21 protein-coding genes are annotated in these 22,639 nt (G+C 54.9%); 10 read left to right on the top strand and 11 right to left on the bottom strand.

The window, feature by feature from the left end; translation table 11 throughout:
- Positions 1–3: 3 nt before the first annotated feature.
- Together ACZ5CE_RS14190 and ACZ5CE_RS14185 are read right to left on the bottom strand one after the other, a co-directional pair.
- Positions 4–717 carry a response regulator gene (locus ACZ5CE_RS14190; protein ID WP_464575552.1) on the bottom strand — a complete coding sequence of 238 codons (714 nt, stop codon included), beginning with the start codon at positions 715–717 and terminating at the stop codon, positions 4–6.
- A gap of 48 nt (positions 718–765) precedes the next feature.
- A complete protein-coding gene (locus ACZ5CE_RS14185; RefSeq protein WP_464575551.1) occupies positions 766–2,772 on the bottom strand; it encodes a HAMP domain-containing protein in 2,007 nt (668 codons plus the stop codon).
- A 193-nt stretch (positions 2,773–2,965) separates the two neighbouring features.
- On the opposite strand from ACZ5CE_RS14185, the gene ACZ5CE_RS14180 reads away from it, so the two are divergent.
- The 5 genes from ACZ5CE_RS14180 to grxD all read left to right on the top strand — a co-directional run bounded on the left by ACZ5CE_RS14180 (position 2,966) and on the right by grxD (position 7,458).
- Positions 2,966–3,430 (top strand): NUDIX hydrolase, encoded by a 465-nt coding sequence (locus ACZ5CE_RS14180; protein WP_464575550.1) that lies wholly within the window; start codon positions 2,966–2,968, stop codon positions 3,428–3,430.
- A 282-nt stretch (positions 3,431–3,712) separates the two neighbouring features.
- The gene (gene hemA, locus ACZ5CE_RS14175) at positions 3,713–4,966 is read left to right on the top strand and encodes a glutamyl-tRNA reductase (protein WP_464575549.1); all 1,254 of its coding nucleotides are present in this window, start codon (positions 3,713–3,715) and stop codon (positions 4,964–4,966) included.
- A complete protein-coding gene (prfA, locus tag ACZ5CE_RS14170; RefSeq protein WP_464575548.1) occupies positions 4,963–6,039 on the top strand; it encodes a peptide chain release factor 1 in 1,077 nt (358 codons plus the stop codon). The genes hemA and prfA overlap by 4 nt, the downstream gene beginning before the upstream one ends.
- A 122-nt stretch (positions 6,040–6,161) precedes the next feature.
- On the top strand, positions 6,162–7,037 hold the full coding sequence (gene prmC, locus ACZ5CE_RS14165) for a peptide chain release factor N(5)-glutamine methyltransferase (RefSeq protein WP_464575547.1): 876 nt from the start codon (positions 6,162–6,164) through the stop codon (positions 7,035–7,037).
- A gap of 112 nt (positions 7,038–7,149) precedes the next feature.
- Positions 7,150–7,458: a Grx4 family monothiol glutaredoxin gene (grxD, locus tag ACZ5CE_RS14160; RefSeq protein WP_464575546.1), complete on the top strand. Its 309-nt coding sequence runs from the start codon at positions 7,150–7,152 to the stop codon at positions 7,456–7,458.
- Between the two features lie 114 nt (positions 7,459–7,572).
- Here grxD and ACZ5CE_RS14155 read toward each other — a convergent pair whose 3' ends face one another.
- The gene (locus ACZ5CE_RS14155) at positions 7,573–7,995 is read right to left on the bottom strand and encodes a YqaA family protein (RefSeq protein ID WP_464575545.1); all 423 of its coding nucleotides are present in this window, start codon (positions 7,993–7,995) and stop codon (positions 7,573–7,575) included.
- A gap of 189 nt (positions 7,996–8,184) precedes the next feature.
- Between ACZ5CE_RS14155 and ACZ5CE_RS14150 the strand changes: the two genes are divergently transcribed.
- On the top strand, positions 8,185–8,928 hold the full coding sequence (locus tag ACZ5CE_RS14150; protein ID WP_464575544.1) for a 4-aminobenzoate synthase: 744 nt from the start codon (positions 8,185–8,187) through the stop codon (positions 8,926–8,928).
- A 91-nt stretch (positions 8,929–9,019) separates the two neighbouring features.
- Here ACZ5CE_RS14150 and ACZ5CE_RS14145 read toward each other — a convergent pair whose 3' ends face one another.
- On the bottom strand, positions 9,020–9,934 hold the full coding sequence (locus ACZ5CE_RS14145; RefSeq protein ID WP_464575543.1) for a LysR family transcriptional regulator: 915 nt from the start codon (positions 9,932–9,934) through the stop codon (positions 9,020–9,022).
- A gap of 116 nt (positions 9,935–10,050) precedes the next feature.
- On the opposite strand from ACZ5CE_RS14145, the gene metE reads away from it, so the two are divergent.
- The gene (metE, locus tag ACZ5CE_RS14140; RefSeq protein WP_464575542.1) at positions 10,051–12,390 is read left to right on the top strand and encodes a 5-methyltetrahydropteroyltriglutamate--homocysteine S-methyltransferase; all 2,340 of its coding nucleotides are present in this window, start codon (positions 10,051–10,053) and stop codon (positions 12,388–12,390) included.
- On the opposite strand, the gene ACZ5CE_RS14135 is transcribed toward metE, so the two are convergent.
- The 3 genes from ACZ5CE_RS14135 to ACZ5CE_RS14125 form a co-directional block, all read right to left on the bottom strand.
- Entirely contained in the window at positions 12,376–14,985 is a 2,610-nt protein-coding gene (locus tag ACZ5CE_RS14135) for a [protein-PII] uridylyltransferase (protein WP_464575541.1), read from the bottom strand. The two genes, metE and ACZ5CE_RS14135, sit on opposite strands and share 15 nt — an antisense overlap.
- 87 nt (positions 14,986–15,072) lie before the next feature.
- Complete coding sequence (gene map / locus ACZ5CE_RS14130; RefSeq protein WP_464575540.1) at positions 15,073–15,873, bottom strand: type I methionyl aminopeptidase; 801 nt, start codon at positions 15,871–15,873, stop codon at positions 15,073–15,075.
- Positions 15,874–16,229: 356 nt separating this feature from the next.
- Positions 16,230–16,847: a hypothetical protein gene (locus tag ACZ5CE_RS14125; protein WP_464575539.1), complete on the bottom strand. Its 618-nt coding sequence runs from the start codon at positions 16,845–16,847 to the stop codon at positions 16,230–16,232.
- A gap of 89 nt (positions 16,848–16,936) precedes the next feature.
- Here ACZ5CE_RS14125 and ACZ5CE_RS14120 point away from each other — a divergent pair, with 89 nt between their 5' ends.
- Positions 16,937–17,596, top strand: a complete 660-nt coding sequence (locus ACZ5CE_RS14120) for a c-type cytochrome (protein ID WP_464575538.1) — start codon at positions 16,937–16,939, stop codon at positions 17,594–17,596.
- A 294-nt stretch (positions 17,597–17,890) separates the two neighbouring features.
- Here the strand turns inward: ACZ5CE_RS14120 and hemL are convergent, their stop codons facing one another.
- Genes hemL through thiD form a run of 3 tightly spaced genes read right to left on the bottom strand, consistent with a single transcriptional unit; the run spans position 17,891 to position 20,668 of the window.
- Complete coding sequence (gene hemL / locus ACZ5CE_RS14115; RefSeq protein ID WP_464577538.1) at positions 17,891–19,174, bottom strand: glutamate-1-semialdehyde 2,1-aminomutase; 1,284 nt, start codon at positions 19,172–19,174, stop codon at positions 17,891–17,893.
- 1 nt (position 19,175) lies between these two features.
- On the bottom strand, positions 19,176–19,829 hold the full coding sequence (gene thiE, locus ACZ5CE_RS14110; RefSeq protein ID WP_464575537.1) for a thiamine phosphate synthase: 654 nt from the start codon (positions 19,827–19,829) through the stop codon (positions 19,176–19,178).
- The gene (thiD, locus tag ACZ5CE_RS14105) at positions 19,826–20,668 is read right to left on the bottom strand and encodes a bifunctional hydroxymethylpyrimidine kinase/phosphomethylpyrimidine kinase (RefSeq protein WP_464575536.1); all 843 of its coding nucleotides are present in this window, start codon (positions 20,666–20,668) and stop codon (positions 19,826–19,828) included. Before thiD ends, thiE begins: the two co-directional genes overlap by 4 nt.
- A 44-nt stretch (positions 20,669–20,712) precedes the next feature.
- Between thiD and ACZ5CE_RS14100 the strand changes: the two genes are divergently transcribed.
- Both ACZ5CE_RS14100 and gloA read left to right on the top strand, forming a co-directional pair.
- Positions 20,713–20,901 (top strand): rubredoxin, encoded by a 189-nt coding sequence (locus ACZ5CE_RS14100; RefSeq protein ID WP_464575535.1) that lies wholly within the window; start codon positions 20,713–20,715, stop codon positions 20,899–20,901.
- The gene (gene gloA / locus ACZ5CE_RS14095) at positions 20,902–21,291 is read left to right on the top strand and encodes a lactoylglutathione lyase (RefSeq protein ID WP_464575534.1); all 390 of its coding nucleotides are present in this window, start codon (positions 20,902–20,904) and stop codon (positions 21,289–21,291) included.
- On the opposite strand, the gene ACZ5CE_RS14090 is transcribed toward gloA, so the two are convergent.
- Complete coding sequence (locus tag ACZ5CE_RS14090; protein WP_464575533.1) at positions 21,288–22,547, bottom strand: RsmB/NOP family class I SAM-dependent RNA methyltransferase; 1,260 nt, start codon at positions 22,545–22,547, stop codon at positions 21,288–21,290. The genes gloA and ACZ5CE_RS14090 overlap by 4 nt on opposite strands.
- Positions 22,548–22,639: the final 92 nt, after the last annotated feature.

The following is a 22,639-nucleotide window of genomic DNA, read 5'->3' as shown; positions in this document are numbered from 1 at the left end:
AGGCTATTCCAGCAATTTGTTTTCGGCCGCATAGCGCACCAGTTGCGCATTATTCTGCATATCCATCTTTTCGAGAATGCGGGCGCGATAAGTACTTACCGTTTTTCCACTTAACATCATTTTCTGTGAGATCTCTGTCAGGGATACTCCCGCGACGATGAGTTTGAGCACATCCAGTTCTCTATCCGAAAGTATCGAATGCAATGGCCTTTCTGACGCCGAGCCAAAGTTGAATTGCAGTTTTTCCGCCAGCTTCGAGTCTATGTATTTTCTGCCGTTTGCGAGGCGCCGGATTACCGATATCAGCAGATCGGTCGGGCTGTTCTTGGTAAGATAGGCGGATGCGCCTGCCCGTATCGTCCTGATGGCATATTCGTCTTCCTGGTATGTGCTCAGCATCAGCACACGGTGCTTTGCGCCATCAGTCATTATCTGCTTCAATACTTCGAGTCCATTCAACCCCGGCATATTGACGTCCAGGACTGCCACGTCCCATCCGCCGTTGCGCATTTTTTCCAGAGCGTCCAGCCCGTCAGTTGCTTCGCCCACGACCATGATATCGGCTGTGTCCGCGAGTATCCTCTTCAATCCATCCCTGAACAGTCTATGGTCATCGGCGAGAAAAACCTTGATTATCATGGCAACCCCATCGTATTGATCGATATTCGAGGGCCTGTTCGAGAGGATACGCCGCGCGAGAATGAACCGGATTGGCAAAGAAAAAGCGTATCAGTATATCGAAATACCCAAAGCTGAATTCTGATTCTATATTTTCCGGATTGGAAGGCCAAGCGCGTGGGTTTTTAGGAATACCGTTCGTTGCACCGGTATGCGCAGGCTGACCACGGTGCCCTGATGCGGTACGCTGGCGATATCAATACTGCCGCCGAGCATGCTCGCCCGCTCGCGCATCCCAAGGAGGCCAAATGACTTTTGCATTGCAGCATAAGCGGGATCGAACCCCTTGCCGTCGTCGCGTATCTCGACCAGAAGTTCGCCGGGGTTCCGTGAAAGAACGATTTTCACCCGGCTTGCTTGCGCATGCCGGGTAACGTTGGTCAGGGATTCCTGCACAATCCGGAATATCGTTACTGTCTGGTCTTCATCCAAGTCGATCGGTTCTTCCGTCAGTTGCAACAAGCAGGTGGCCCTGCCATGTTTTCTGAATTCATCGGCCAGTTTTTTTATCGCCGGTATGATCCCCAGCTCCAGCGTCGCCGGACGCAAATGCTCCGCGATATTGCGCACGCTTTGTCCCGCCATGTCCACGAGTTCCGACACGTTGCGTCGGATAATCTCGACCCTTTCGCTTCTATTGCCTCCTCCACTTTTCAGCAACGAGATTTCCAGGCGTAATGCTGCCAGAAGCTGGCCCAGTTCATCATGAATTTCCCGCGCAATATATTTGCGATCTTCCTCCCGCATCCGCTCCACATGTGCCGCAAATTCCCTTATGGCCGCATCCCGCGCCCGAAGCTCCCGCTCTACGACAACTTGCGCCTCCGCCTGCTTATGCTCTAGCCACTTCCCCAAGTCATCCCCGATGACATCGATCAGATTTTGTTCCTCCGGCAACAGGAACGGCTGGTCGTCACTGTAGAAAACAACGATCCAGCCGCAAGGTTCGCCGCAGACCCTGACCTGCTTCCGCAATTCACGGGCATGATCCTTTTCGTACTTATCCGAAAAAAACTGCTTGCCGTCCAGCTCGATCTTGATTGCAGTAATGTGCGGGAACTGCATGGCGGTAATGAGTTCCGCAAAAATGACTTTGCAAACTTCTTCCAGTGAACCGGATTCCATCCCGCGGCGAATGGCGTAGAAGCAATTGATTTCCTTCAGTCTTTCGCGTAACGATTCCTCAACCTGCCGGAGTTTGTTGATTTCGTGCTCGATGGCTTCCGCCATCCTGTTGAAGCCCGCACCCAGCTCGGCGATTTCGTTATGGGTGGAGATATCGCAACGGGAAGAATAGCTGCCATGGGCAATGCTGCTCGCCTGACGGCTGAGATCCGCCAGCGGGCGCAGGATTTTGCGGCGCATATAGAATGTGGCGATCGCGACGATCACTAGCGAAGTACAAAGCGCTGCCAGTATCAGCAGGATTTGTTGCTGAAATTTGAGTTGCAGGTTGCTCAAGGTGGTTTGAGTGCGATGATCCAGTTCCAGCATGAATTGCTGGATGGGTGCCATGATCTTGGCTTTCTCAGCCGTGTAGTGCTGGCCGAACAGCAAATCGATGGCTGCTCTCCGATCAGGCGCGCAAGGCACGGTGAAATTTCCGGACGTGTCCTTGCACAATCCTTTGGTTGCGGCGAAGGCTTGCTTTTCCAGATTTACGAGATTGTCCGAGTTTCTCTGGGATTGCTGCAGCAGGGCGAGCTCACGTTCGCTAAAACCTTCGCCTCGCATCAATTCGATCAGGGAGACTGTGTTTCCCGTGGCCTTTGGGCTTGGGTCCCCGTTCAAGTCCCAGTAACTGATGGAATGATCCTTGTCTCGCGGGCGCTTTCCGTTGCGGATGTCGAGGATCTCGAAAAAGAAACGCTCATAGACAGGATCGCCGGTAATGACATAGCTGCGTGCGGCCTTGGTGAGATCTTCCGAACTGAGGAACAGCTCATTGGCAAGCTGCAGGGATCGGTGTTTCTGCCGCTCAGCCCGGGTGATATCGTCCAGCGTTCCCAATACCTGGGAAGAAAGCAGTATCAACAGGCTGAGCCCCAGCATGATGGCGATAAGTCCAAAATTGGTAAAAACACTGATCCTCAAAGATCTTCCCTTCTTTTCCGTTTAAAATGAGGAGCGGTTTGCTCACTGGCGATCGAATCCCGTGACACGCCATCCTGACTCCTGTCTTTTATGCGCCTTTATCGCCAATCATTCTGTATAACTGCGGTATATGTCAACCATACGGAAAGGTAATATAGGGCCTGTTTAAACTTGTTTCGCATTCGTAATCACCATGCCCAAAACAAGCGCAGGTATCTTGCTGTATCGAAGACCAGGCAGCAAACTGGAAGTATTGCTTGTCCATCCTGGCGGGCCGTTCTGGGCAAGAAAAAACCTGGGGGCCTGGTCGCTGGCAAAGGGCGAATATCAGGAAGGCGAAGACCCATTGTGCGCCGCATTGCGTGAATTCTTTGAAGAGACAGGCCATAGGCCTGCCGGACCATTCCTGCCCTTGGGACAGAGAAAGCAGCCAAGTGGAAAACATATCCTCGCATGGGCTGCCGAAGGTGACTGGGATCCTTCGAGTCTGGTTTCAAATACCTTCAGCATGGAATGGCCCAAGGGCTCGGGAGCAATCCGGGAATTCCCCGAGGTGGATCGTGCCGAATGGTTCGATATGGCGGAAGCACAGCGCCGCATCCTTTCCGGGCAGCGAGGCTTCCTCGATGAACTGTATCAAAAGCTAATGGGAGGATAGCTTCGGGCGCCAGGAATGGACGCATGAGTTACCTTGGATCCTCGGCATAGGCAACGGAAGTAAGACGTGCTTTCATTCATGGCATGAAACAACCGCGACTCCAGCCAGCCAGTCTGGGTTGCTTGGCCGGCTCCGCCCATCCCCGCATAGACACCCGGCATGTTTTTGAACACAGCCGAAACTCCTCCATGCATAAACCCGTCTAAGATTATGGTATTCAAACGCTTGTAATACTATAATCAGCGAATTTTCGAATTCTTCCTGGTGGCCAATTTGTCCTCCATGCAGCTATTTGCTTTTGGCATCAACCATCAAACCGCGCCGCTGGATGTGCGGGAGCAGGTATCGTTTCCGGAAGATGCGATGGAGCATGCATTGCATGACCTCGTGCGTCACCATCCGGTGAAAGAGGCCGCAATTATTTCAACCTGCAACCGCACCGAAGTTTATTGCAGTACCGAGAAGCCGGATGAAGCAACCCACTGGCTGGCAAATTTCCACCAGCTGCAAGAACGGGAGCTGGATCCCTATCTCTATAAATTGCCCCGGGAGAGAGCGGTCAAGCACGCTTTCCGGGTCGCCAGCGGACTGGATTCCATGGTGCTGGGGGAACCGCAGATACTTGGCCAACTGAAGAATGCGGTAAAGTCGGCCGAACATGCCGGCACACTGGGGATGCTGCTGCACAAGCTGTTCCAGCGTACATTCTTTGTGGCCAAGGAAGTTCGCAGTTCCACCGAGATCGGCGCCAACTCGGTTTCGATGGCGGCAGCCGCCACAAGGCTGGCGGAGCGCATCTTCGGCGATCTCGGCGACCAGCGCGTCCTGTTTATCGGTGCAGGCGAAATGATCGAGCTATGCGCCAGCCATTTCGCTGCGCGGCATCCAAAGCGCATCACGGTTGCCAATCGCACCAGCGAACGCGCGCAGGCTCTGGCCCATCGCTTCAATGCCCAGGCGATCAGCCTGAACGAACTTCCCGAGCAGCTGGCGCTTAATGACATCGTGGTCACTTGTACCGCGAGCACTCTGCCTATACTCGGAAAAGGCATGGTTGAACGCGCCATCAAGACGCGGAAGCATCGTCCCATTTTCATGGTGGATCTGGCCGTTCCTCGAGATGTCGAGGCCGAAGTGGCGGAACTGGATGACGTATTTCTTTATTCCGTCGACGATCTCGCCGAAATCGTCCGGGAAGGGCTTGATTCACGCCAGGGGGCAGTGGCACAGGCAGAGGCGATCATCGATTCGAATGTAATCAATTTCATGCACTGGCTGGAATCGCGTGAAGTGGTTCCCACGATTCGCGCGCTGCGCGACCAGGCCGAGCGCTATCGGCGTCATGAAACCGAGCGTGCGAAAAAACTCCTGGCAAGGGGGGAGGATCCGCAAAAGATCATCGAATCGCTGAGCAATGGCCTTACCAACAAGTTCCTGCATCTGCCTTCCTACGCTCTTAATCACGCTGTAGCAGACGAGCGCGATGACCTGGTTGAACTGATCAACCGACTGTACCACCTCCACCGTCCGGAATGAACAAGAGTATTGCCGCAAAGCTCACGCAACTGAGCGTGCGCCTGGAAGAATTGAATCGTATGCTGAGCAGTGAGAGTGCTACGGCTAACCTCGACAACTATCGCAAGCTGACGCGTGAGCGTGCCGAGATTGCGCCGGTGGTCGAGCTTTATGAGGCGTATCTGCAAAGCGAGCGCGATATTCATACCGCGCAGGAAATGTGCGCCGATGCTGAAATGCGCGAGTTCGCCGATGCGGAAATAAGGGATGCAAAGGAAAAGATCACTCACCTCGGCGCCGAACTGCAGAAGCAGTTGTTGCCCAGGGATCCAAGCGACGAGCGCAATATTTTTCTGGAAATCCGTGCCGGAACGGGCGGAGATGAATCCGCGCTGTTTGCGGCTGACTTGTTTCGCATGTATGCGCGTTTTGCCGAGCGTCAGCGCTGGCAGGTCGAGATAATCTCGCAGAGTCCTTCCGAAGCTGGCGGCTACAAGGAGATTATCGCCAAAATTATCGGTAACGGAGCCTATTCCAAGCTTAAATTCGAGTCGGGCGGGCACCGGGTGCAGCGCGTGCCGGTAACGGAGACCCAGGGGCGCATTCACACTTCCGCCTGCACCGTTGCGGTAATGCCCGAGGCAGACGAGATCATGGACGTGGTGCTGAATCCAGCGGAATTGCGCGTCGATACCTTTCGCGCATCAGGGGCCGGTGGCCAGCATATCAACAAGACCGATTCCGCCGTGCGTATAACCCATCTGCCTACGGGAATCGTCGTCGAATGCCAGGATGGACGCTCCCAGCATAAAAACAAGGCGCAAGCGATGAGCGTTCTGGCGGCGCGAATACGCGACAGGCAAACGCAGGAGCAGCAAAGCAAGCAGGCGGCTACCCGCAAGTCTCTCATTGGGACTGGCGACAGGTCAGGGCGAATCCGTACCTATAACTTTCCGCAAGGGCGGATAACCGATCACCGCATCAACCTCACGCTGTACAAGATGGAGCAGATCATGGATGGGGATTTGAACGAGCTATGCTCCGCGCTTGTGTCCGAGCATCAGGCCGAGCAGTTGGCGGCGATGGGCGAGTAGCGGAAGCATGCCGCCATATCCCTTTCGAGGGCATTCCTTTTTACCTTCTCTTTTCTCGTCCTTTTTATCCCTTCCTGCACTTTTTTCCACGTCGCCGGCAAGCGCGCGTGCTGGCGGGAACCGTGGCTGATCGTTTGGCTGCTGGCGCCGATATCCGCGGAATTACAGTGCGGGAAGCGTTATGCCAGGCGGATCAGCACATCGGGGACGTGGATGCCCGGATGCTGATGCAGCGAGTGCTCGATGCGAGCCATGCATATCTTATCGTCCATTCGGATCAGGTATTGACGGCGGAGCAAGCGCAGAAGTTTCGGCAGTTCATCGAACGAAGAGTGGCTGGCGAACCGATAGCCTACATCACAGGCAAGCGCGAGTTTTACGGCATGGATTTTGTGGTATCCCCCTCGGTTCTCATTCCCCGCCCTGAAACGGAATTGCTGGTAGATCTGGCGTTGGAGCGTATTCCCTCAAATCGGACAGCCCGGATTCTTGATCTGGGTACCGGCAGCGGGGCCATCGCCATCGCGATAGCCAAATGCCGTCCGCTGGCTCTCGTTACCGCAGTGGATATTTCTCCTGGTGCTGCGGCTATCGCAAGGGCAAACATACGGCAACATGATGTGGATAACCTATCCATAGTCGAAGGCGACTGGTTCGGAGGAGTGGCGGGAGAGATTTTTGATCTGATCGTGGCAAATCCGCCTTACGTGGCTCGTGCTGATCCTCATCTGAGCCAGGGAGATTTGCGTTTTGAGCCTCCCATAGCGCTGTCGGGAGGTGAAGACGGACTTGACTGCCTACGCCAAATCATCGCTGCTGCACCGGCTCATCTCGCGGAAAGTGGATCCCTGCTGGTCGAGCATGGATATGATCAAGCGGAAATATGCCGCGAATTGCTGGATATCGCAGATTATGACGCCGTTTTCACCTGCCCTGATCTTGCCGGAATCATGCGGGTCAGCGGCGGGTTTTGTCCAGGTTCCATCGTGCGGCAATAGGCCGGGAATCGCGGGCATTCCGGCAGGTGCTGATCAAACCTCTTGAAAATGTAATAGCTTTGCCCTATGCTGATTTGCCGGTAGGTTTTACTTATTTGAAGGAGAAATTGGCATGACTACACAGGAAACCATCAAGCAGCAGCTCAGCGCTCATCCGGTGGTGCTTTATATGAAAGGAACTCCCCAGGCGCCTCAATGCGGTTTTTCCGCTCACGCGGTAAAGGTGCTCAATGCGTGCGGCGTAAGCGACATCTTCGCGGTGGATGTGCTTGCGGAGCCTGAATTCAGGCAGGGCATCAAGGACTATTCGAACTGGCCGACCATCCCGCAGCTTTATATCAATGGCGAATTCGTCGGCGGCTCGGATATCGTAACCGAGATGTATCAAAGTGGCGAATTGCAGAAACTGCTTCAGAAATGAGGTTGAGCGGCTGATCTGAGGTATTCGCAGCGGAGGAGACACGCCGGCTCTGCCGGCTTTTTTGTCGGGTATTCCACTTGATCGATGGGCAGTCTTGGGTGGAAAGGGGATCGCTCATGTCGTGACCGCTGCGGCGATTGCCCAGTAACGAAAGAATTTTCCCGCAGCCATGAACAGCATGGTCGATATCCAGTTGACCCGAAGCCAGCCGGCGGCGACGCATATGAGATCCCCGATCAGCGGTACCCACGCAAGCAGGAGAACAGGGCTGCCATGCTTGCGCACCCATTCCAGTCCCCGCTTGTTGCCAGCCGATTTTCTCAGGAGCGCTTTCTCATCAGGCAGAAAGCGTCCGATAGCATATGAACTCATGCCCCCCAGGGTGTTGCCCAGCGATGCAATGCACAGGGCAGGCCAGTAAAGCTGAGGGTAGGCAGTAAGAACGCCGAACAGCACGGCTTCGGAGCCGCCGGGCAGCAATGTCGCAGCCAGGAAACTGCTCGTGAACAAGGCCAGCAGGCTTGATTGTTCATCCATGAATTTTCTGTGAGGGGATAAGCTCCGGTAAGCATCATTCCCGGCAATATGACGAATGATGGGGAAAGGCTTGCGCAGCCTATCACGGTCATGAAGCGGATGCCTAACCAATATTTGACTTAACGATATTATTTCGCGATGATATGCCCACCGCTTACCGATTACTTATCTCTGTTCAAGAGGAAAACCATGACAACCAATGTATCTCTGAAGCAAAAGGTCAATTCGATTATTTCCGCCAGACATCTGCTCAAGCATCCATTCTATATAGCCTGGACGGAAGGGAAACTGTCCAAGGAGCAGTTGCGCCACTACGCCGAACAGTATTTCCATAATGTCCTGGCCGAACCGACTTATTTGAGCGCAGTGCATTTCAATACGCCGCACTTTCATACCGAAACCAATAGCGGGGATATCAGCGTGCGCCAGGAAGTGCTGAAAAATCTTATCAGCGAAGAGCATGGTGAAAAGAATCACCCCGCTCTGTGGAAAACCTTTGCGCTTGCGCTGGGTTCGAGCGACAAGGATCTGGCGAATGCGAAAGCCTTGCCGGACACGGCCAACCTCGTTTCGACGTTCCGGGATATCTGCCTGAATCGGCCATTTTACGCGGGGCTGGCCGCGTTGCACGCATTTGAATCCCAGGTTCCTTCGATAGCAGCGGTAAAAATTGACGGACTGGCCAGGTTCTATGGCATGAACAACCCAGGCAGTTATGAGTTTTTTACGGTGCATCAAGAGGCGGATATATACCACTCGCAAGCCGAGTGGACATTGATCGAGCGTTTTGCGGATACCGCCGAAAAACAGGCTGAAGTATTGGCGGCAACCACCAGGGCATGTGACGCGCTATGGGGTTTCCTGGACGGAATTTATGAGAATTACTGCTCGGATCTTGCTTGCGAGGACGAAGCGGCAGCAACCATACACTGAAATCATTGATTGGAGAGCAGGCAGACAATGATTTGCTCTCCATTGCTTCTTGTTTGACAAAAGCTCGTGTTCTTCAGGTTCACGAGCTTTTTTATTCCAGGGGGACGATTCCCTCCAGCGTGGCAAAACAGGTATTTTTCGCGGTCGCAAGAAAATCGCGAAGATAAGGCCGTGCTGCCGTTTCCTTCAGCGTCGAAGCATACAGGTTGCTCCATAAACCGCTCGAACCGATACGGCGCGCTATCACATACTCATGCTCCACGTAATTTTTCAGGCCCCAGCTGGGAAGCGCCGCGATTCCACGCCGGCTGGCTACCAGTTGCAGAATGGCTACGGTCAGCTCCGCGGTACGCCGCTCAGGATGAATTCCAGCTGGCTTTAGCACATGATGGATCAGATCGATCCGATCTTCAGGTACCGGGTAGGTAATAAGCGTCATGCCGGAGAAATCCGGTGCTTGAAGTATCCGTTTTCTGCGCAATGCATGATCCGGCGGCAGCACCGCGAGAATTTCAAAACGAAACAGGGGATGGTGAGCAATATCGCGCCGCCGTTTATTTTCGGAACCGATCACCACGTCCGCCAGGCCCTCTTCCAGTAACCGGATGGGGTCGCTATGGAATCCCGAGACCAAGTCCAGTTCCACGTCCGGCCAATGCTGCCTGAATGCATCCATCAAAGGCATCAGCCAGTCGAAGCAGGTATGGCATTCCAGCGCGATGCGCAGGCTGCCCGATGCCTGTTCCGATATTTTTGCAAGGCCGCGTTCAGTCGCCTGAATCGCTTCCAGCACTGTCTCCGCAAGGGTGACCAGGTGTTTCCCTGCATCGGTAAGCTCAACCGACTGGCCGCGCCGCTGCACCATGGGGAGGCGATAATGGGTCTGGAGCGCCTTGATCTGGTGCGACAGGGCGGACTGCGTAAGGTGCACCCGCTTGGCCGCGCGCGATACACTGCCTGTTTCATGCAATGCCGCCAGGGTGCGCAGATGCCGCAGTTCAAGCATGATTATGAATAATATTCATGGGTGTTGAATAACATTTCATTTGATTCATAGTTTAGTCTGCCACACAATGGCTATTTCATGCAACTGTTCGCGATGAGCGATCGAGGAGTCAGGAAATGGCATTGACACATAACTTGGGTTTTCCCCGCATCGGGGCGCAAAGGGAATTGAAGCGGTCGCTTGAAGCCTATTGGAACGGCGATATCGATATCGGCCGGCTGCAGGCCTTCGCAGCGGAGCTCAGAAAGCAGCACTGGCTCCTGCAACGGGAAATCGGTATCGATCTGATTCCAGCGGGCGACTTCGCTTTTTATGACCATATGCTGAACATGACCACCCTGCTTGGCGCCGCGCCTGCCCGATTTAATCCAGGCAGCGGCGAAGCAGGGCTGGACCTGTATTTCGCCATGGCGCGCGGCACCGCAAGCCAGCCCGCGATGGAAATGACCAAGTGGTTCGACACCAATTATCATTATATCGTCCCGGAATTCGATGCCCAGACCTGCTTTCGTGTTGCGTCTACTCAGCTTTTCAAGGAAGTGGAGGAAGCCAGGGCCCTCGGCATTTCGCCAAAGGTAGTGCTGGTCGGGCCGCTCACCTACTTACACCTTGGCAAGGAGACCGAATCCGGCTTCAACCGCCTTGAACTGTTGCCTCGTCTCCTTCCGGTTTATGGTGAAATTCTGGCGCGGCTCCGGTCTTCGGGAGTGGAATGGGTGCAGATGGACGAGCCCTCTCTGGTGCTCGATCTGAGCGACGAGTGGCTCCGCGGCCTGGACCAGGCTTATGCCGTTCTGGGCAATTCCGGAACAAAGCTGTTGCTTGCCACGTATTTCGGGGCGATAGGCAATCATGCGCAGCGTTTGAAGCGTCTCCCGGTGGATGGCGTGCATATCGACCTGTGCCGTGCGCCCGATCAGCTTCGTATCTTTCTGGAAGATTACCCCAAGGATAAAGTGCTTTCGCTCGGCATCATAGACGGGCGCAATGTCTGGCGCGCCGATCTGGCGCAAGCATGGGAATGCTTGTCGCAAGCGCATTCGATACTGCGGGAGCAATTATGGATCGCTCCCAGTTGCTCACTGCTCCACTGTCCCGTGGATCTTGCGCTCGAGACCCGTCTGGATAGCGAAACCAAGTCCTGGCTGGCATTCTCGGTGCAAAAATTGAAGGAGATCGCCATTCTTGGGGAGGGGCTGAAAAAAGGAGAAAGCACGATCAGCGCGGAATTGGCTGCTTCTACCGAGGCGCGCCAGGAACGCCTGGCATCGAGCCGCATACATAATCCCATCGTGCAGGAACGTCTGCTACGCCTGACTCAGCGCGATAAAGCGCGAAAGAGCCCGTTTTCCGTCCGGCAAGCGCTGCAGCGACAACGTTTTCTATTGCCCATGCTTCCTACAACCACTATTGGATCATTTCCGCAGACACCGGAGATACGCCATGCGCGTGCCGCATACAAAAAAGGCGAACTGGGAAATTTGCAGTATCTCGAAGCGATGCGAAATGAGATCGGGACGGTGATCAAAAAGCAGGAAGAGATCGGCCTGGATGTGCTTGTCCATGGTGAAGCCGAACGCAATGATATGGTGGAGTATTTCGGCGAGCAACTGTCCGGATATGCTTTTACCGAAAACGGATGGGTGCAGAGCTACGGTTCCCGCTGTGTAAAGCCTCCAGTACTCTATGGGGATATCCACCGGCCCGAGCCGATGACGATAGACTGGATCAGATATGCGCAAAGCCAGACGGCAAAGCCGGTCAAAGGCATGCTGACAGGGCCGATAACCATGCTGATGTGGTCATTCGTGCGTGACGATCAACCGCGCCCCGTCACGGCATTGCAGCTGGCATTGGCTATCCGCGACGAAGTGGCCGACCTGGAAGCCGCCGGCATAGGAATCATACAGATCGACGAGCCTGCATTCCGGGAAGGGTTGCCGTTGAAAAAACGTGACTGGGCCGAATATCTGCGTTGGGCAGTAGAGGCGTTTTGCCTATCCAGTTCAGGGGTGGAAGATGACACTCAAATACATACCCACATGTGCTATTCCGAATTCAACGATATCCTTCCGGCTATCGCAAATATGGACGCGGATGTGATTACCATCGAAACATCGCGTTCAAGGATGGAATTGCTCGACGGATTCGGTGAATTCAAGTATCCCAATGAAATCGGCCCCGGCGTATACGATATCCACTCGCCACGAATTCCCCAAACCAGAGAAATGGTGGAACTGCTGGAAAAGGCCTGCCAGGTCATCAGTCCGCAGCAACTTTGGGTCAATCCGGATTGCGGCTTGAAAACACGCCGCTGGCCGGAAGTTGTCACCGCGCTGGAGCGAATGGTCGATGCTGCGCGTCTGCTGCGCTCGCGTTTTGACATCCCGGCAACGGATCCGGTTCCGATTCGGCCGGCAACACATCCTGCGAGGACTCGTTCAGAGGTTTCCTGACGGCTTTTCACTGAGTTGCAATGCTTTCAGAAGCCTTGTTTCGAGGTGAACCAGGCTTCTCGTGTCATTCAGTGCGTTTCCCGCAATAAGAAACGTATCCTCGGCACGCTCCCCCAGGGTATTGATCCGGGCACTGTGCACGCTTATGGCGAATTCCGCCAGCACCTGCGTGATGCGCGACAGCAGGCCCGGCTGATCGCCGGCGACGACGGAGAGAATATGATAGGCGCCCCTTTCATCCCGTTCGATATCGATTTCGGGCTTGATCGGGAAATGCTTGAGATGCCTGCTAAGACGCCCTTGCAGAGGGGGCTGCAATGGAGCCTGTTGCATCAATTGCCGTACCAGGTCATGCTCGATGTGGCGGATCGCCTCGCGGTGCGCTTCATCCGAATTGACGTGATCCAGTATCAGGAAACTGTCGAGAGCATAGCCATGGCGGCTGGTGTGAATTTGAGCCTGCGCAATGTTATAGCCGGTTCGATCAAAAAAGCCGCAGATGCGGGCAAATAGATCTTTCTGGTCCGCTGTATAGACTAATACCTGTATGCCGGTACCCGCTGGAGCAAGTCGTGCCTTCACCACTGGAACGGGCGACTTCATGCGCCGGTACAGATGGCCGGCATGCCAGGCAATTTCCTGCGGGTCATGCAGGAAGAGATAGGCAGGATCGAGCGCTGACAGGAATTGGTCATATGCTTCGGAAGGGATGCCCGCTATTCCTAGCAGTTCGAGCGCTTTGTCCCTGCGGCTCGCGGCGCCCTCGTCGAAATGGAACGACTCGCCGCTCAGATAGCTGCGAGTTGCGCGGAATAGATCTTCCAGCAGCTTGCCCTTCCATCCGTTCCAGACCTTGGGACTGGTGCCACGTATATCCGCCACCGTAAGGAGATAAAGCGCGACCAGGCGCCGCTTATTTTCCATGCGGCTGGCAAAGTCCGCGATAACCCGGGTGTCGGATAAATCTTTTTTCTGCGCGGTCAGCGACATAGACAAGTGATTTTCCACGAGCCAGACGACGAGTTCGGTATCTTCGAGTGGCAAACCGTGGCTTTCGCAAAAACCCCGTGCATCTTTCCTGCCCAGGATCGAATGGTCGCCATTGCGGCCCTTGGCGATATCATGAAACAAGGCAGCAAGATAAAGCACCTCTGGCCTGCTGAATTTGCTTATGAGCCGGCTGCACAGGGGATATTCGTGGGAATATTCCGCAGACATGAAGCGGCGCAGGTTTCTCACTACCATCAGGGTATGCTCATCCACCGTATAGACGTGAAACAGGTCATGTTGCATCTGCCCTACTATGCGGCCAAACGCGGGGATATAACGTCCCAGGATTCCACAGCGATTCATCAGGCGCAGCGTCCGGGTCAATCCGCGCGGCTGCCGCAGAATTTGCATGAACAGTTCCCGATTGCGAGGGCTGTGCCTGAATGCCTTGTTGATGAGAGGCGCGGCTCGCCACAGTGCTCGCAAGGTTTCTGCGCTATGCGCTTTTATCTCCGGGTGCTGTTGCAGCAACAGGATGCTTTCCAGGATCGCGCTCGTATCTTTCTCGAATAATTTCTCGTCGCGAATCTCCAGCAACTCGTCCCGTTTCTGGTACCGCTCATTGATGATGATGGGAGCATTTTCTGTATCGGAAAAAATCCTGGCGCGCAAGCTGAGCATCAGGATGGCATTAAGCTGCGATACGGACTTGGCGGCACGATAGTAGCGCTGCATCAGCACTTCGCCTGAGCGGCGGGGCTTTCTGGCCGCTATATGCAATTCCCCGGCAAGGGGAGTCTGATAGTCGAACAGCAAGCGATCTTCCCGCCTTCCGGCGAGATAATGCAGGTGGATTCGAAGATCCCGCAAAAGGGCATGGTGGCGCATTGCCAGGCGGACTTCCGAGGGTGTAACGAGCCCGTAGCGCCCCAATTCGGGCCAGGATTTTCCCAGGCCCGCCGCACGGCTGACCCAGAGCACGTTTTGCAGATCGCGCAGACCACCGGGGCTTTCCTTTATATTGGGCTCCAGGTTGTAAGTCGCATCGTGGTATCGCTCGTGGCGCTGCGCCTGCTCGAACAGCTTGGCGTCAAAGAATGCGCTCAGGTCTAGCCCGGCTGTGAGATTATGGGAAAATTCCTGGAATAGTATTTTATTTCCAGCCAGTTGACGGGCTTCCAGCAAACTGGTCTGGACCGTGATATCCTTCGCTGCCTCTTCCGCGCATTGGTCCAGGCTGCGTGCGCTGTGACCGACTTCCAGCCCGATGTCCCAGAGCAAGCTCACCCACCGTTCCAGCCCGCAGGCAATGCCATCGTCGGGTTTCTCCCTCCCCTGTTCAGGTGGGGGAAGCAGAACGAGCAGATCGATATCCGAATAAGGAAAAAGCTGCTGCCGGCCATAACCGCCAACTGCCAGCAAGGCAAGGGAATGATGCATGTCCATTTCGCGCCAGGCTTGGCGGAGGATGCTGTCCACCAGCCGGCAATGGCTTCGAAGCAGGGCAGCGCCATTCCCGGTTTCCTGATAACGCTGGCGCAGCAGTTCGCGCGCTTCATGCAGCGTGTTTTTGATCGCTTCTATATTTAAGACTGTTCTCGACAAGTCTCTCGAAGCGCGTTGCCGGAAAGAAGGGAGATGATCATGAGCGTCAGGACTTGTGCAGCATGGCTCGCAGCAATCCCCTCAATATCAAGCCCTGAATGCAGGTTTTGGCGGCGAGCCGGCGGATAAGGTCAACACCTCGTATCCGCTCCCGGTAACCAGGACAGTGTGTTCCCATTGCGCCGAGAGGCTGTGATCCTTGGTCACGATAGTCCATCCGTCCGCCATCTGGCGTATCGGGGCCTTGCCGGCATTGATCATCGGTTCTATCGTAAAGATCATCCCGGCTTTCAATTCCAGGCCGGTGCCGGTTCGCCCATAGTGAAGCACCTGCGGGTCCTCATGGAATTTTTTGCCTATCCCGTGCCCGCAAAATTCCCTTACCACGCTGCATCCATGGTCTTCCGCAAAACGCTGGATGGCATGGCCGATATCGCCTAGCTGTCTGCCTGGCTTCACTTCCTCGATTCCGCGCCACATTGCCTCATAGGTAATTTCGCACAGGCGCCGCGCCTGGACTCCCGGTTCGCCTATGTAGTACATTCGGCTGGTGTCGCCGTGATACCCATTCTTGATCACAGTCACATCTATATTGACGATATCGCCATTTTTCAGGACTTTTTCGCCGGGAACCCCATGGCATACCTGATGGTTGACCGAGGTGCAAATGGATTTGGGGTAGGGCGAATATCCCGGCGGTGCATAGTTGAGCGGGGCGGGAATCGTGTCCTGGACATTGATCATGTAGTCGTGGCATAGCGCGTCAAGCTCACCGGTGCGCACGCCCGGTTTGACGAAAGGCGCAATGTAATCCAGCACTTCCGATGCGAGCTTGCCTGCTACCCGCATTTTTTCTATTTCTTCAGGAGATTTGAGATTAACCGGCATAATCAATTCAACCTGAACCCGCCTTGCAGCCAATCCACCATATGGGTGAACATCGGATATCGTGTAAAGTCTTTGTGGATCATGGCTCTAAACTGGAAATGAGCGGTCATCTGCCGGATTCAGGTTCAATTCACGGATCATGATAAACATAAGATGGAGGCTGTGTGGGCCCGTTTCAATATCCGCGCAGCGGAATGGAATTCGGCTTTTGTAGCGTATGGAGGCGGCTTCGCGCAAGCAACATCAGAGCTTTCATGAGAATATCTATCCTGCCTCATCATTGATCCCATCGGTTCCATGATTTCGATGGGCTGCGCTCCGTTTCACTCATCCTGTAAATTCATCGTTAATTGAATTCACGGTGCGCATTTGCTGCTTTTCAGCTCGCTGCCCGGAAATCTCTTTTCGAGGATTCTCAGCTTTGCGGTATCTTCCCCCGAGGGGCTGCGCAGCACAAACGCTACCTGGTCAAGATTGCGCGCACCGATAACCGCTGATCTGACTCCCTTTGCTCTCAATGCCGTCAATGCGCTTTGAGCATCCTCGACTCTATGAAAAAATCCCAGCGAGATCGCGTTATTCCATTTATCGTCGTTCTGGACACGCGAATAGCCGCCTATCCCGAGCCTTCCAAGTTCGCCCATCTTCTTTTCCGCGAGAAAGGCATTTTTTAGCGGCGGTATGTGTATCCAGAAGACGGGGGTCTTGCCCCGTTGCTCGCGATCCAGCCTGGCATCGAGTTGTACCTGGGCAATCTCCGCCTCAACCGGTTCCATGTCGGCATCGAGAAAAATTCCCCATTCAAGACAGGCGACCGGTTCCCTGGATGGTTTGGACCGTTCCGTTTGGTCCTCCTCGCTTGAAGGTTGGGCATGGCCACGAGATGGGGCATGATCGCCTGAGGCCGGCTCCGACTGAATATAAACTGCGAAAGCAATATTGATGAACAACAACAGAAAGAATACTGTTCTCATATGTTGACGGTTTATTATTGTTAACTCGCCCTTTCGTTGTTAAAATACCACGTTAACAGTATGGCATATTCATTTTGCGGGAGTCAGGAATGCAGGGCATAAAGTTCGTCTCGAACATTGCAATCGTCGCCGCGCTGGCGTTATCCAGCCAGCTTTTGGCGGAAACCGCTCCTGAAGCCGGAAAAACGAAAGGAGATGCGGCGAAAGGCCAGCAAATCGCAACTCAGGTGTGCGCAGCGTGCCACAATGCGGACGGTAACAGTTCCATTCCTGCCAATCCCAGCCTGGCCGGTCAGCATGCCGAGTATATCACCAAGCAGCTGAATGATTTCAAGCCGAAGGAAGGCAAGCCCGCAGAACGCGAAAACGCGATAATGTCGGCAATGGTGGCGCCGCTCTCCCCGGAGGACATGAAGAATCTGGCCGCCTATTATTCCAGGCAGACGCCCAAGCCCGGAGAGGCCAGCGATAAAACTCTGGCGGAACAGGGTGAGAATATATATCGCGGCGGCAATCTCGAGAAAGGCGTGCCCGCTTGCGCGAGCTGCCATTCCCCCAATGGAGTAGGCATTCCTCCCAATTATCCTCGAATTGCCGGACAACATTCGGACTACCTTGTCGCGCAGCTACGGGCGTTCAGAACCGAAGAGCGTACCAGGGACCCGAATAATGTGATGCATATGATCGCCTCCCGGATGAGCGAGAGGGAAATACAGGCTGTATCGCAGTTCATATCCGGTCTGCGCTGAAGCGCTGCGCGCATTCCGGGTATCCGTTAAACATAAATCCGGCAGTTGGCCGCTCATTTCCAGTTTAGAGCCATTGGTTCATAAAGACTTCTCGCGGTATTCGCCGTTCATCCATATGGTGAGTTCGCTACAGGGCGGATTGCGCGGCACATGGCTGTGTTGCAACTCCTTGGAATGGAATGGCCATTGCGCGTCGTAGCACCTTGCCCTGCACTCCGGAAACCGCACACTCCACCCCGTCCAACTGCCGGATCTAGGTTAAAGGGGAGCGCTACGCTTCTTTTTGCGGTATTCTTATTTCCAGCTTCCAAATACGCGTTCTGCCGCAGCCAGCGTTTTGCCGATTTCGTCATCTCCGTGCGCTGCCGAAACAAAGCCCGCCTCAAATGCTGAAGGAGCGAAGTAGACGCCTTCCTGGAGCATTGCATGAAAAAACCGGTTGAAGGCATCCCTGTTGCAGTCCATTACTTCAGCATAGCTTGTCGGCAGATGTTCCCGGAAATAAAGGCCGAACATGCCTCCCACCTGCTGCGCACAAAAAACGATGCCATGTTTTTCCGCAGTTTTGGTAAGCCCTTCCATGAGTTTCCTTGTGCTGGCAGCAAGTTTTTCGTAAAACCCTGGAGCTTGTACCAGTCTTAGTGTCGCAAGTCCCGCCGCCACCGCAACGGGATTGCCAGACAGCGTACCGGCCTGATACACAGGCCCGATCGGGGCCAGGCATTGCATGATATCCCGCCTGCCGCCAAATGCCGCCATTGGCATTCCGCCTCCGATTACCTTGCCCAGGGTGGTCAGATCGGGCTTGATGCCATAAAGCCCCTGCGCGCACTCCAGCCCTACCCGAAAGCCTGACATCACTTCATCGAAAATTAGCATGGCGCCGTGCCGGGTACACAGGTTGCGCAATGTCGACAGGAAACCAGGCTTTGGCGTTATCAGATTCATGTTGCCTGCCACCGGTTCAACGATCACCGCTGCGATTTCCTGCCCAAAACGGCTGAAGGCCTGCTCCAGACTATCAAGACTATTGTAATCCAGGACCAGAGTGGCAGAGGTGGTTCCATCAGGGACGCCAGCAGAACTGGGGTGACCAAAAGTCAGCGCGCCAGATCCGGCCTTGACCAGCAGGGCGTCGTCATGCCCATGATAGCAACCTTCGAATTTGATGATGCGATTTCTCCCGGTGTAGCCCCTTGCCACCCGGATGGCGCTCATCGTCGCTTCCGTTCCCGAGCTGACCAGTCTCACCTGCTCGATCGACGGCAGTAGCCCGCACAGCATCTTTGCCATCTCCAGCTCCGCCTCCGTGGGCGCGCCGAAGGTCAGGCCGTTATGAGCCGCCGCCAGTACGGCGGCGATCACCTCAGGGTGGGCATGACCCAGGATGAGAGGACCCCAAGAGCCAACATAGTCGATATATGTTCTATCGTCTGCATCCCATACGTAAGCCCCTTGTCCGCGACGAAAAAAAACAGGCGTACCGCCAACTGATTTGAAAGCGCGAACAGGGGAATTTACTCCGCCGGGAATATATTTTTGCGAAAGCTCGAATAGTTGCTGGTTACGCGAGATCATTTCAAAACTCATGATGTAGGGTATGGGGCTTTCCCGGAAATAATCGGGAAATCTGTTCGGCGGCATATCGAACGCTCTGCGCAGCAAACAGGCCGTTGACCACGGCCAGCGCATCGGCGCCATGCCGTATCAGCTCGGCGGCATTGGCCAAAGTGATGCCGCCAATAGCGACAATGGGGATACGCAGCCTTCGTCTGGCGCGCTGCAGCAGATCAAGGTTCGCCCTTGCCGCATGGGGCTTCGTGCCGGAAACGAAAAAAGCGCCGAATGCGATATAGTCTGCGCCTTGCTGCTCGGCCTCAAGCGCCTGTTCCAGTTCGTTGTAGCAGGACACCCCGATTATTTTCCCTTCTCCCAGTTGCTGCCGGGCCTTGGATATGGAGACATCCTGCCTTCCCAGATGCACTCCATCGGCACCAAGCGCAGCGGCCAGGTGAGGATCATCATTGATAATGAATGGTGTGACTGCATCGCGGCACAGATCCGCCAGAAGCGCGGCCTGCTGGATGCGCAGCGCAGGGTCAGCCGCCTTGTTGCGGTATTGGACCAGTCGCGCGCCGCCTTCCAGCGCCTGCCGGGTTATGCGCAGAAGCGCCATCGTATCTGCCATATCCGGCGTAACCGCATACAAGCCCCCGATGGTCCCGCGCGTCATTTGGCCTCATCCCCGTTGACAGCTTCAGACTCGTCGCGAGCCCAAAACAGCCGATCCGGCAAATACTGCCCCATTCCGGGGCGAAAGCCCGCCTTCAGCGATTGCCAGGTGTATTCCTGGGCTTCGTATACACCCTCGATCATGGGCAGGCCGTTGGCAAGAGCGGCAGCAATGGCAGCGGCGAGCGTACAGCCCGATCCATGATAGGAGCCCGCTAGGCGATCCCAGGAATCAGATCGCATTTCGCCCCCGCTTCCATACAGCTTGTTGATCACCTGGAAAGTATTCTCATGCGTCCCGGTGATAAGCACGTATTCGCATCCCATATGCAGAAGCCGGTCGGCGCACCGGTTCAGGAGCTGGATATCCTCTTCCTCCTCGTCGTCATCCCGCGCGAGCCGGCGTGCTTCCATGCTGTTTGGAGTAATGATGGTCGCTTGCGGAAGCAGCAATTCACGCATTGCCACGACCATTTCATCGCTGGCCAGTTCATCGCCGCGGCCGGAGGCCAGCACCGGGTCCAGCACGAGCGGAATGTTGGGGTAGTCCGAAATCACCTCGGCAATTGCGGTGATGATTTCGACACTGCCCAGCATTCCCAGCTTGAAGACGTGGACCGGCATGTCTTCCAGAACCGCTCTTGCCTGATCGGCAACCCATTCCGGGTCCAGCGGAAGTATTTCTTCCACCCCGGCGGTATCCTGGACCACGATTGCCGTAACCACGGGCAGCGCATGACAACCCATGCTGGCAAGGGTGAGAATATCGGCCTGGATGCCAGCACCACCGCTGGAGTCGCTGCCAGCGAAAGAAAGTGCTATTGGGGGTGACTGGGGCATGAGCTATACCGTAAAATAATATTTTAACCTAAATCGCCTCTATCATGCCTCCTACCGAAACGCGCGTTTACCGTTGCTACATGTGTCTTATCTGCGGTTTCATATACGACGAAGCGGAAGGCTCGCCGGCCGAGGGAATTCCTCCCGGAACGCGGTGGGAAGATGTGCCGATGAACTGGACCTGTCCCGAGTGCGCAGCCCGCAAAGAAGACTTTGAGATGGTGGAAATCTAAATGCGTATTCTTCATGCCATGCTGAGAGTGGGAAATCTGGAAAAGTCCCTGGCCTTCTATACGGGTGTGCTGGGAATGAAGGAATTGCGCCGGAAAGATTATCCCGATGGAAGATTTACCCTCGCATTTGTTGGCTATCAGGATGAGGCAAGCGGACCCGTGCTGGAATTGACGCATAATTGGGATACGGAGCGATATGACTTGGGCTCCGGCTATGGGCATATTGCCATAGAAGTCGAAGACGCCTACCGTGCTTGCGAGGATGTCAAGACGCGTGGCGGCAAAATCGTCCGGGAAGCAGGGCCGATGAAACACGGTTTGACGGTCATAGCCTTCGTGGAGGACCCGGATGGCTACAAGATCGAATTCATCCAGAAAAAAACCGCTTAACTTTGCTTCAATTCCATTGCGGCGGCAAAGAAGCCGTCCGTTCCGTGAAGTCGGGGTGATAATTCCAGAAATATGCCGGTGTCCAGTGGAATTTTTTGCTGCCGCAAAATATCCGCGCAATTCATCAGCGTAAATGAGGAATGATCATTCAGAAAATGCTCCACGATATTCTGGTTTTCTTCCGGAAAGAAGCTGCAGGTGGCATAGACCAGCCTGCCCCCGGGTTTAAGAAGATTTGCCGCGGATGACAGAATCGCCGCCTGTTTATGCTTGAGTTCTTCGATGCTTTGGGGTGATTGCCGCCATTTCAAATCGGGATTGCGGCGCAAGGTTCCCATGCCGCTGCAGGGTGCATCCACCAGCACCCGATCTATTTTTCCGGCCAGCCGTTTGATCTTGATATCATTTTCATTGACGATATGCTGGGGATACAGGTTAGACAGGCCGGAGCGCTTGAGCCGGGGGCCGAGGTTCTTCAGGCGTTTGTCCGATGTATCGAAGGCGTAGATGCGCCCATGGGAGCGCATCAGCGCTCCCAGCATGAGAGTCTTGCCACCTGCTCCAGCACAGAAATCAACCACCATATCGCGGCGCCTGGGCGAGAGCAGGTAGCCCAGCAGTTGGCTGCCTTCATCCTGAACCTCGGCCTTTCCCGCGAGAAACAGCGGATGCCGGTTTATCGCCGGCTTGCCTGCAAGCCGTATGCCCAAAGGTGAATAGGGGGTTGGCGCAGCCTCGATCCCGTCCCCGGCCAGTGCAGCGATGATCTCATCGCGGCTGGCAAGAAGGGAGTTGACGCGCAGATCGAGAGGGGCGGCCCGTTGCAGGGATAGTCCCAGATCGAGTATCTCGTCCTCTCGCATGAAGCCCCGGAGCTTTTTTATCAACCATTCCGGAAATTCGGCCCGCACTCCTGGAGATAGCGTCTCCAGGGACAATCCCTTGACGTATCCCAGCCACTTTGCTTCCGCTTCGCTGACAAGCGGTGCCAGCTCGCGCAAATTGACGCCTTGGAACCTGGCCAGATGAGCAAGCAGCAGTGAACGGGGCGTAGGGATCTCTGCGACGGATTCAAGGAACAAGCGGTGGCGCAGGATGCCAAATATATTTTGGCCTATGAATGCCCGTTCTTGAGCCCCCAATTGCGGGTTCTGGCGAAAAAAAACACCTAGCGCGGAATCGGCGGGATGCTGGAGAGGAAGCACGGCGCGAAGCGCAGCGGTTGCGATGTCCAGGTGGGCAGGGGTGAGGCGCATTATCCTAAATCCGGCAGTTGACCGCTCACGTCCAGTTTAGAGCTATGATCCACAAAAACTTTCCGCGGCACTCGACGTTCACCTGTATAGTG

The sequence above is a fragment of the Nitrosospira sp. TNL200 genome (genome assembly GCF_055386305.1).
The sequence above is the reverse complement of the archived record's forward strand: the minus strand, read 5'-3'. Positions and strand labels throughout refer to the sequence as shown.

Coding starts and splice junctions, on each gene's coding strand:
- ACZ5CE_RS14155 (WP_464575545.1), bottom strand. CDS start 7,995: ATGGATGAACAATCAAGCCTGCTGGCCTTGTTCACGAGCAGTTTCCTG.
- ACZ5CE_RS14090 (WP_464575533.1), bottom strand. CDS start 22,547: ATGCGCCTCACCCCTGCCCACCTGGACATCGCAACCGCTGCGCTTCGC.
- thiE (WP_464575537.1), bottom strand. CDS start 19,829: ATGACGCGCGGGACCATCGGGGGCTTGTATGCGGTTACGCCGGATATG.
- ACZ5CE_RS14150 (WP_464575544.1), top strand. CDS start 8,185: ATGACAACCAATGTATCTCTGAAGCAAAAGGTCAATTCGATTATTTCC.
- prfA (WP_464575548.1), top strand. CDS start 4,963: ATGAACAAGAGTATTGCCGCAAAGCTCACGCAACTGAGCGTGCGCCTG.
- thiD (WP_464575536.1), bottom strand. CDS start 20,668: ATGCCCCAGTCACCCCCAATAGCACTTTCTTTCGCTGGCAGCGACTCC.
- hemL (WP_464577538.1), bottom strand. CDS start 19,174: ATGATCTCGCGTAACCAGCAACTATTCGAGCTTTCGCAAAAATATATT.
- gloA (WP_464575534.1), top strand. CDS start 20,902: ATGCGTATTCTTCATGCCATGCTGAGAGTGGGAAATCTGGAAAAGTCC.
- ACZ5CE_RS14100 (WP_464575535.1), top strand. CDS start 20,713: ATGCCTCCTACCGAAACGCGCGTTTACCGTTGCTACATGTGTCTTATC.
- ACZ5CE_RS14120 (WP_464575538.1), top strand. CDS start 16,937: ATGCAGGGCATAAAGTTCGTCTCGAACATTGCAATCGTCGCCGCGCTG.
- hemA (WP_464575549.1), top strand. CDS start 3,713: ATGCAGCTATTTGCTTTTGGCATCAACCATCAAACCGCGCCGCTGGAT.
- grxD (WP_464575546.1), top strand. CDS start 7,150: ATGACTACACAGGAAACCATCAAGCAGCAGCTCAGCGCTCATCCGGTG.
- map (WP_464575540.1), bottom strand. CDS start 15,873: ATGCCGGTTAATCTCAAATCTCCTGAAGAAATAGAAAAAATGCGGGTA.
- ACZ5CE_RS14145 (WP_464575543.1), bottom strand. CDS start 9,934: ATGCTTGAACTGCGGCATCTGCGCACCCTGGCGGCATTGCATGAAACA.
- ACZ5CE_RS14125 (WP_464575539.1), bottom strand. CDS start 16,847: ATGAGAACAGTATTCTTTCTGTTGTTGTTCATCAATATTGCTTTCGCA.
- metE (WP_464575542.1), top strand. CDS start 10,051: ATGGCATTGACACATAACTTGGGTTTTCCCCGCATCGGGGCGCAAAGG.
- ACZ5CE_RS14180 (WP_464575550.1), top strand. CDS start 2,966: ATGCCCAAAACAAGCGCAGGTATCTTGCTGTATCGAAGACCAGGCAGC.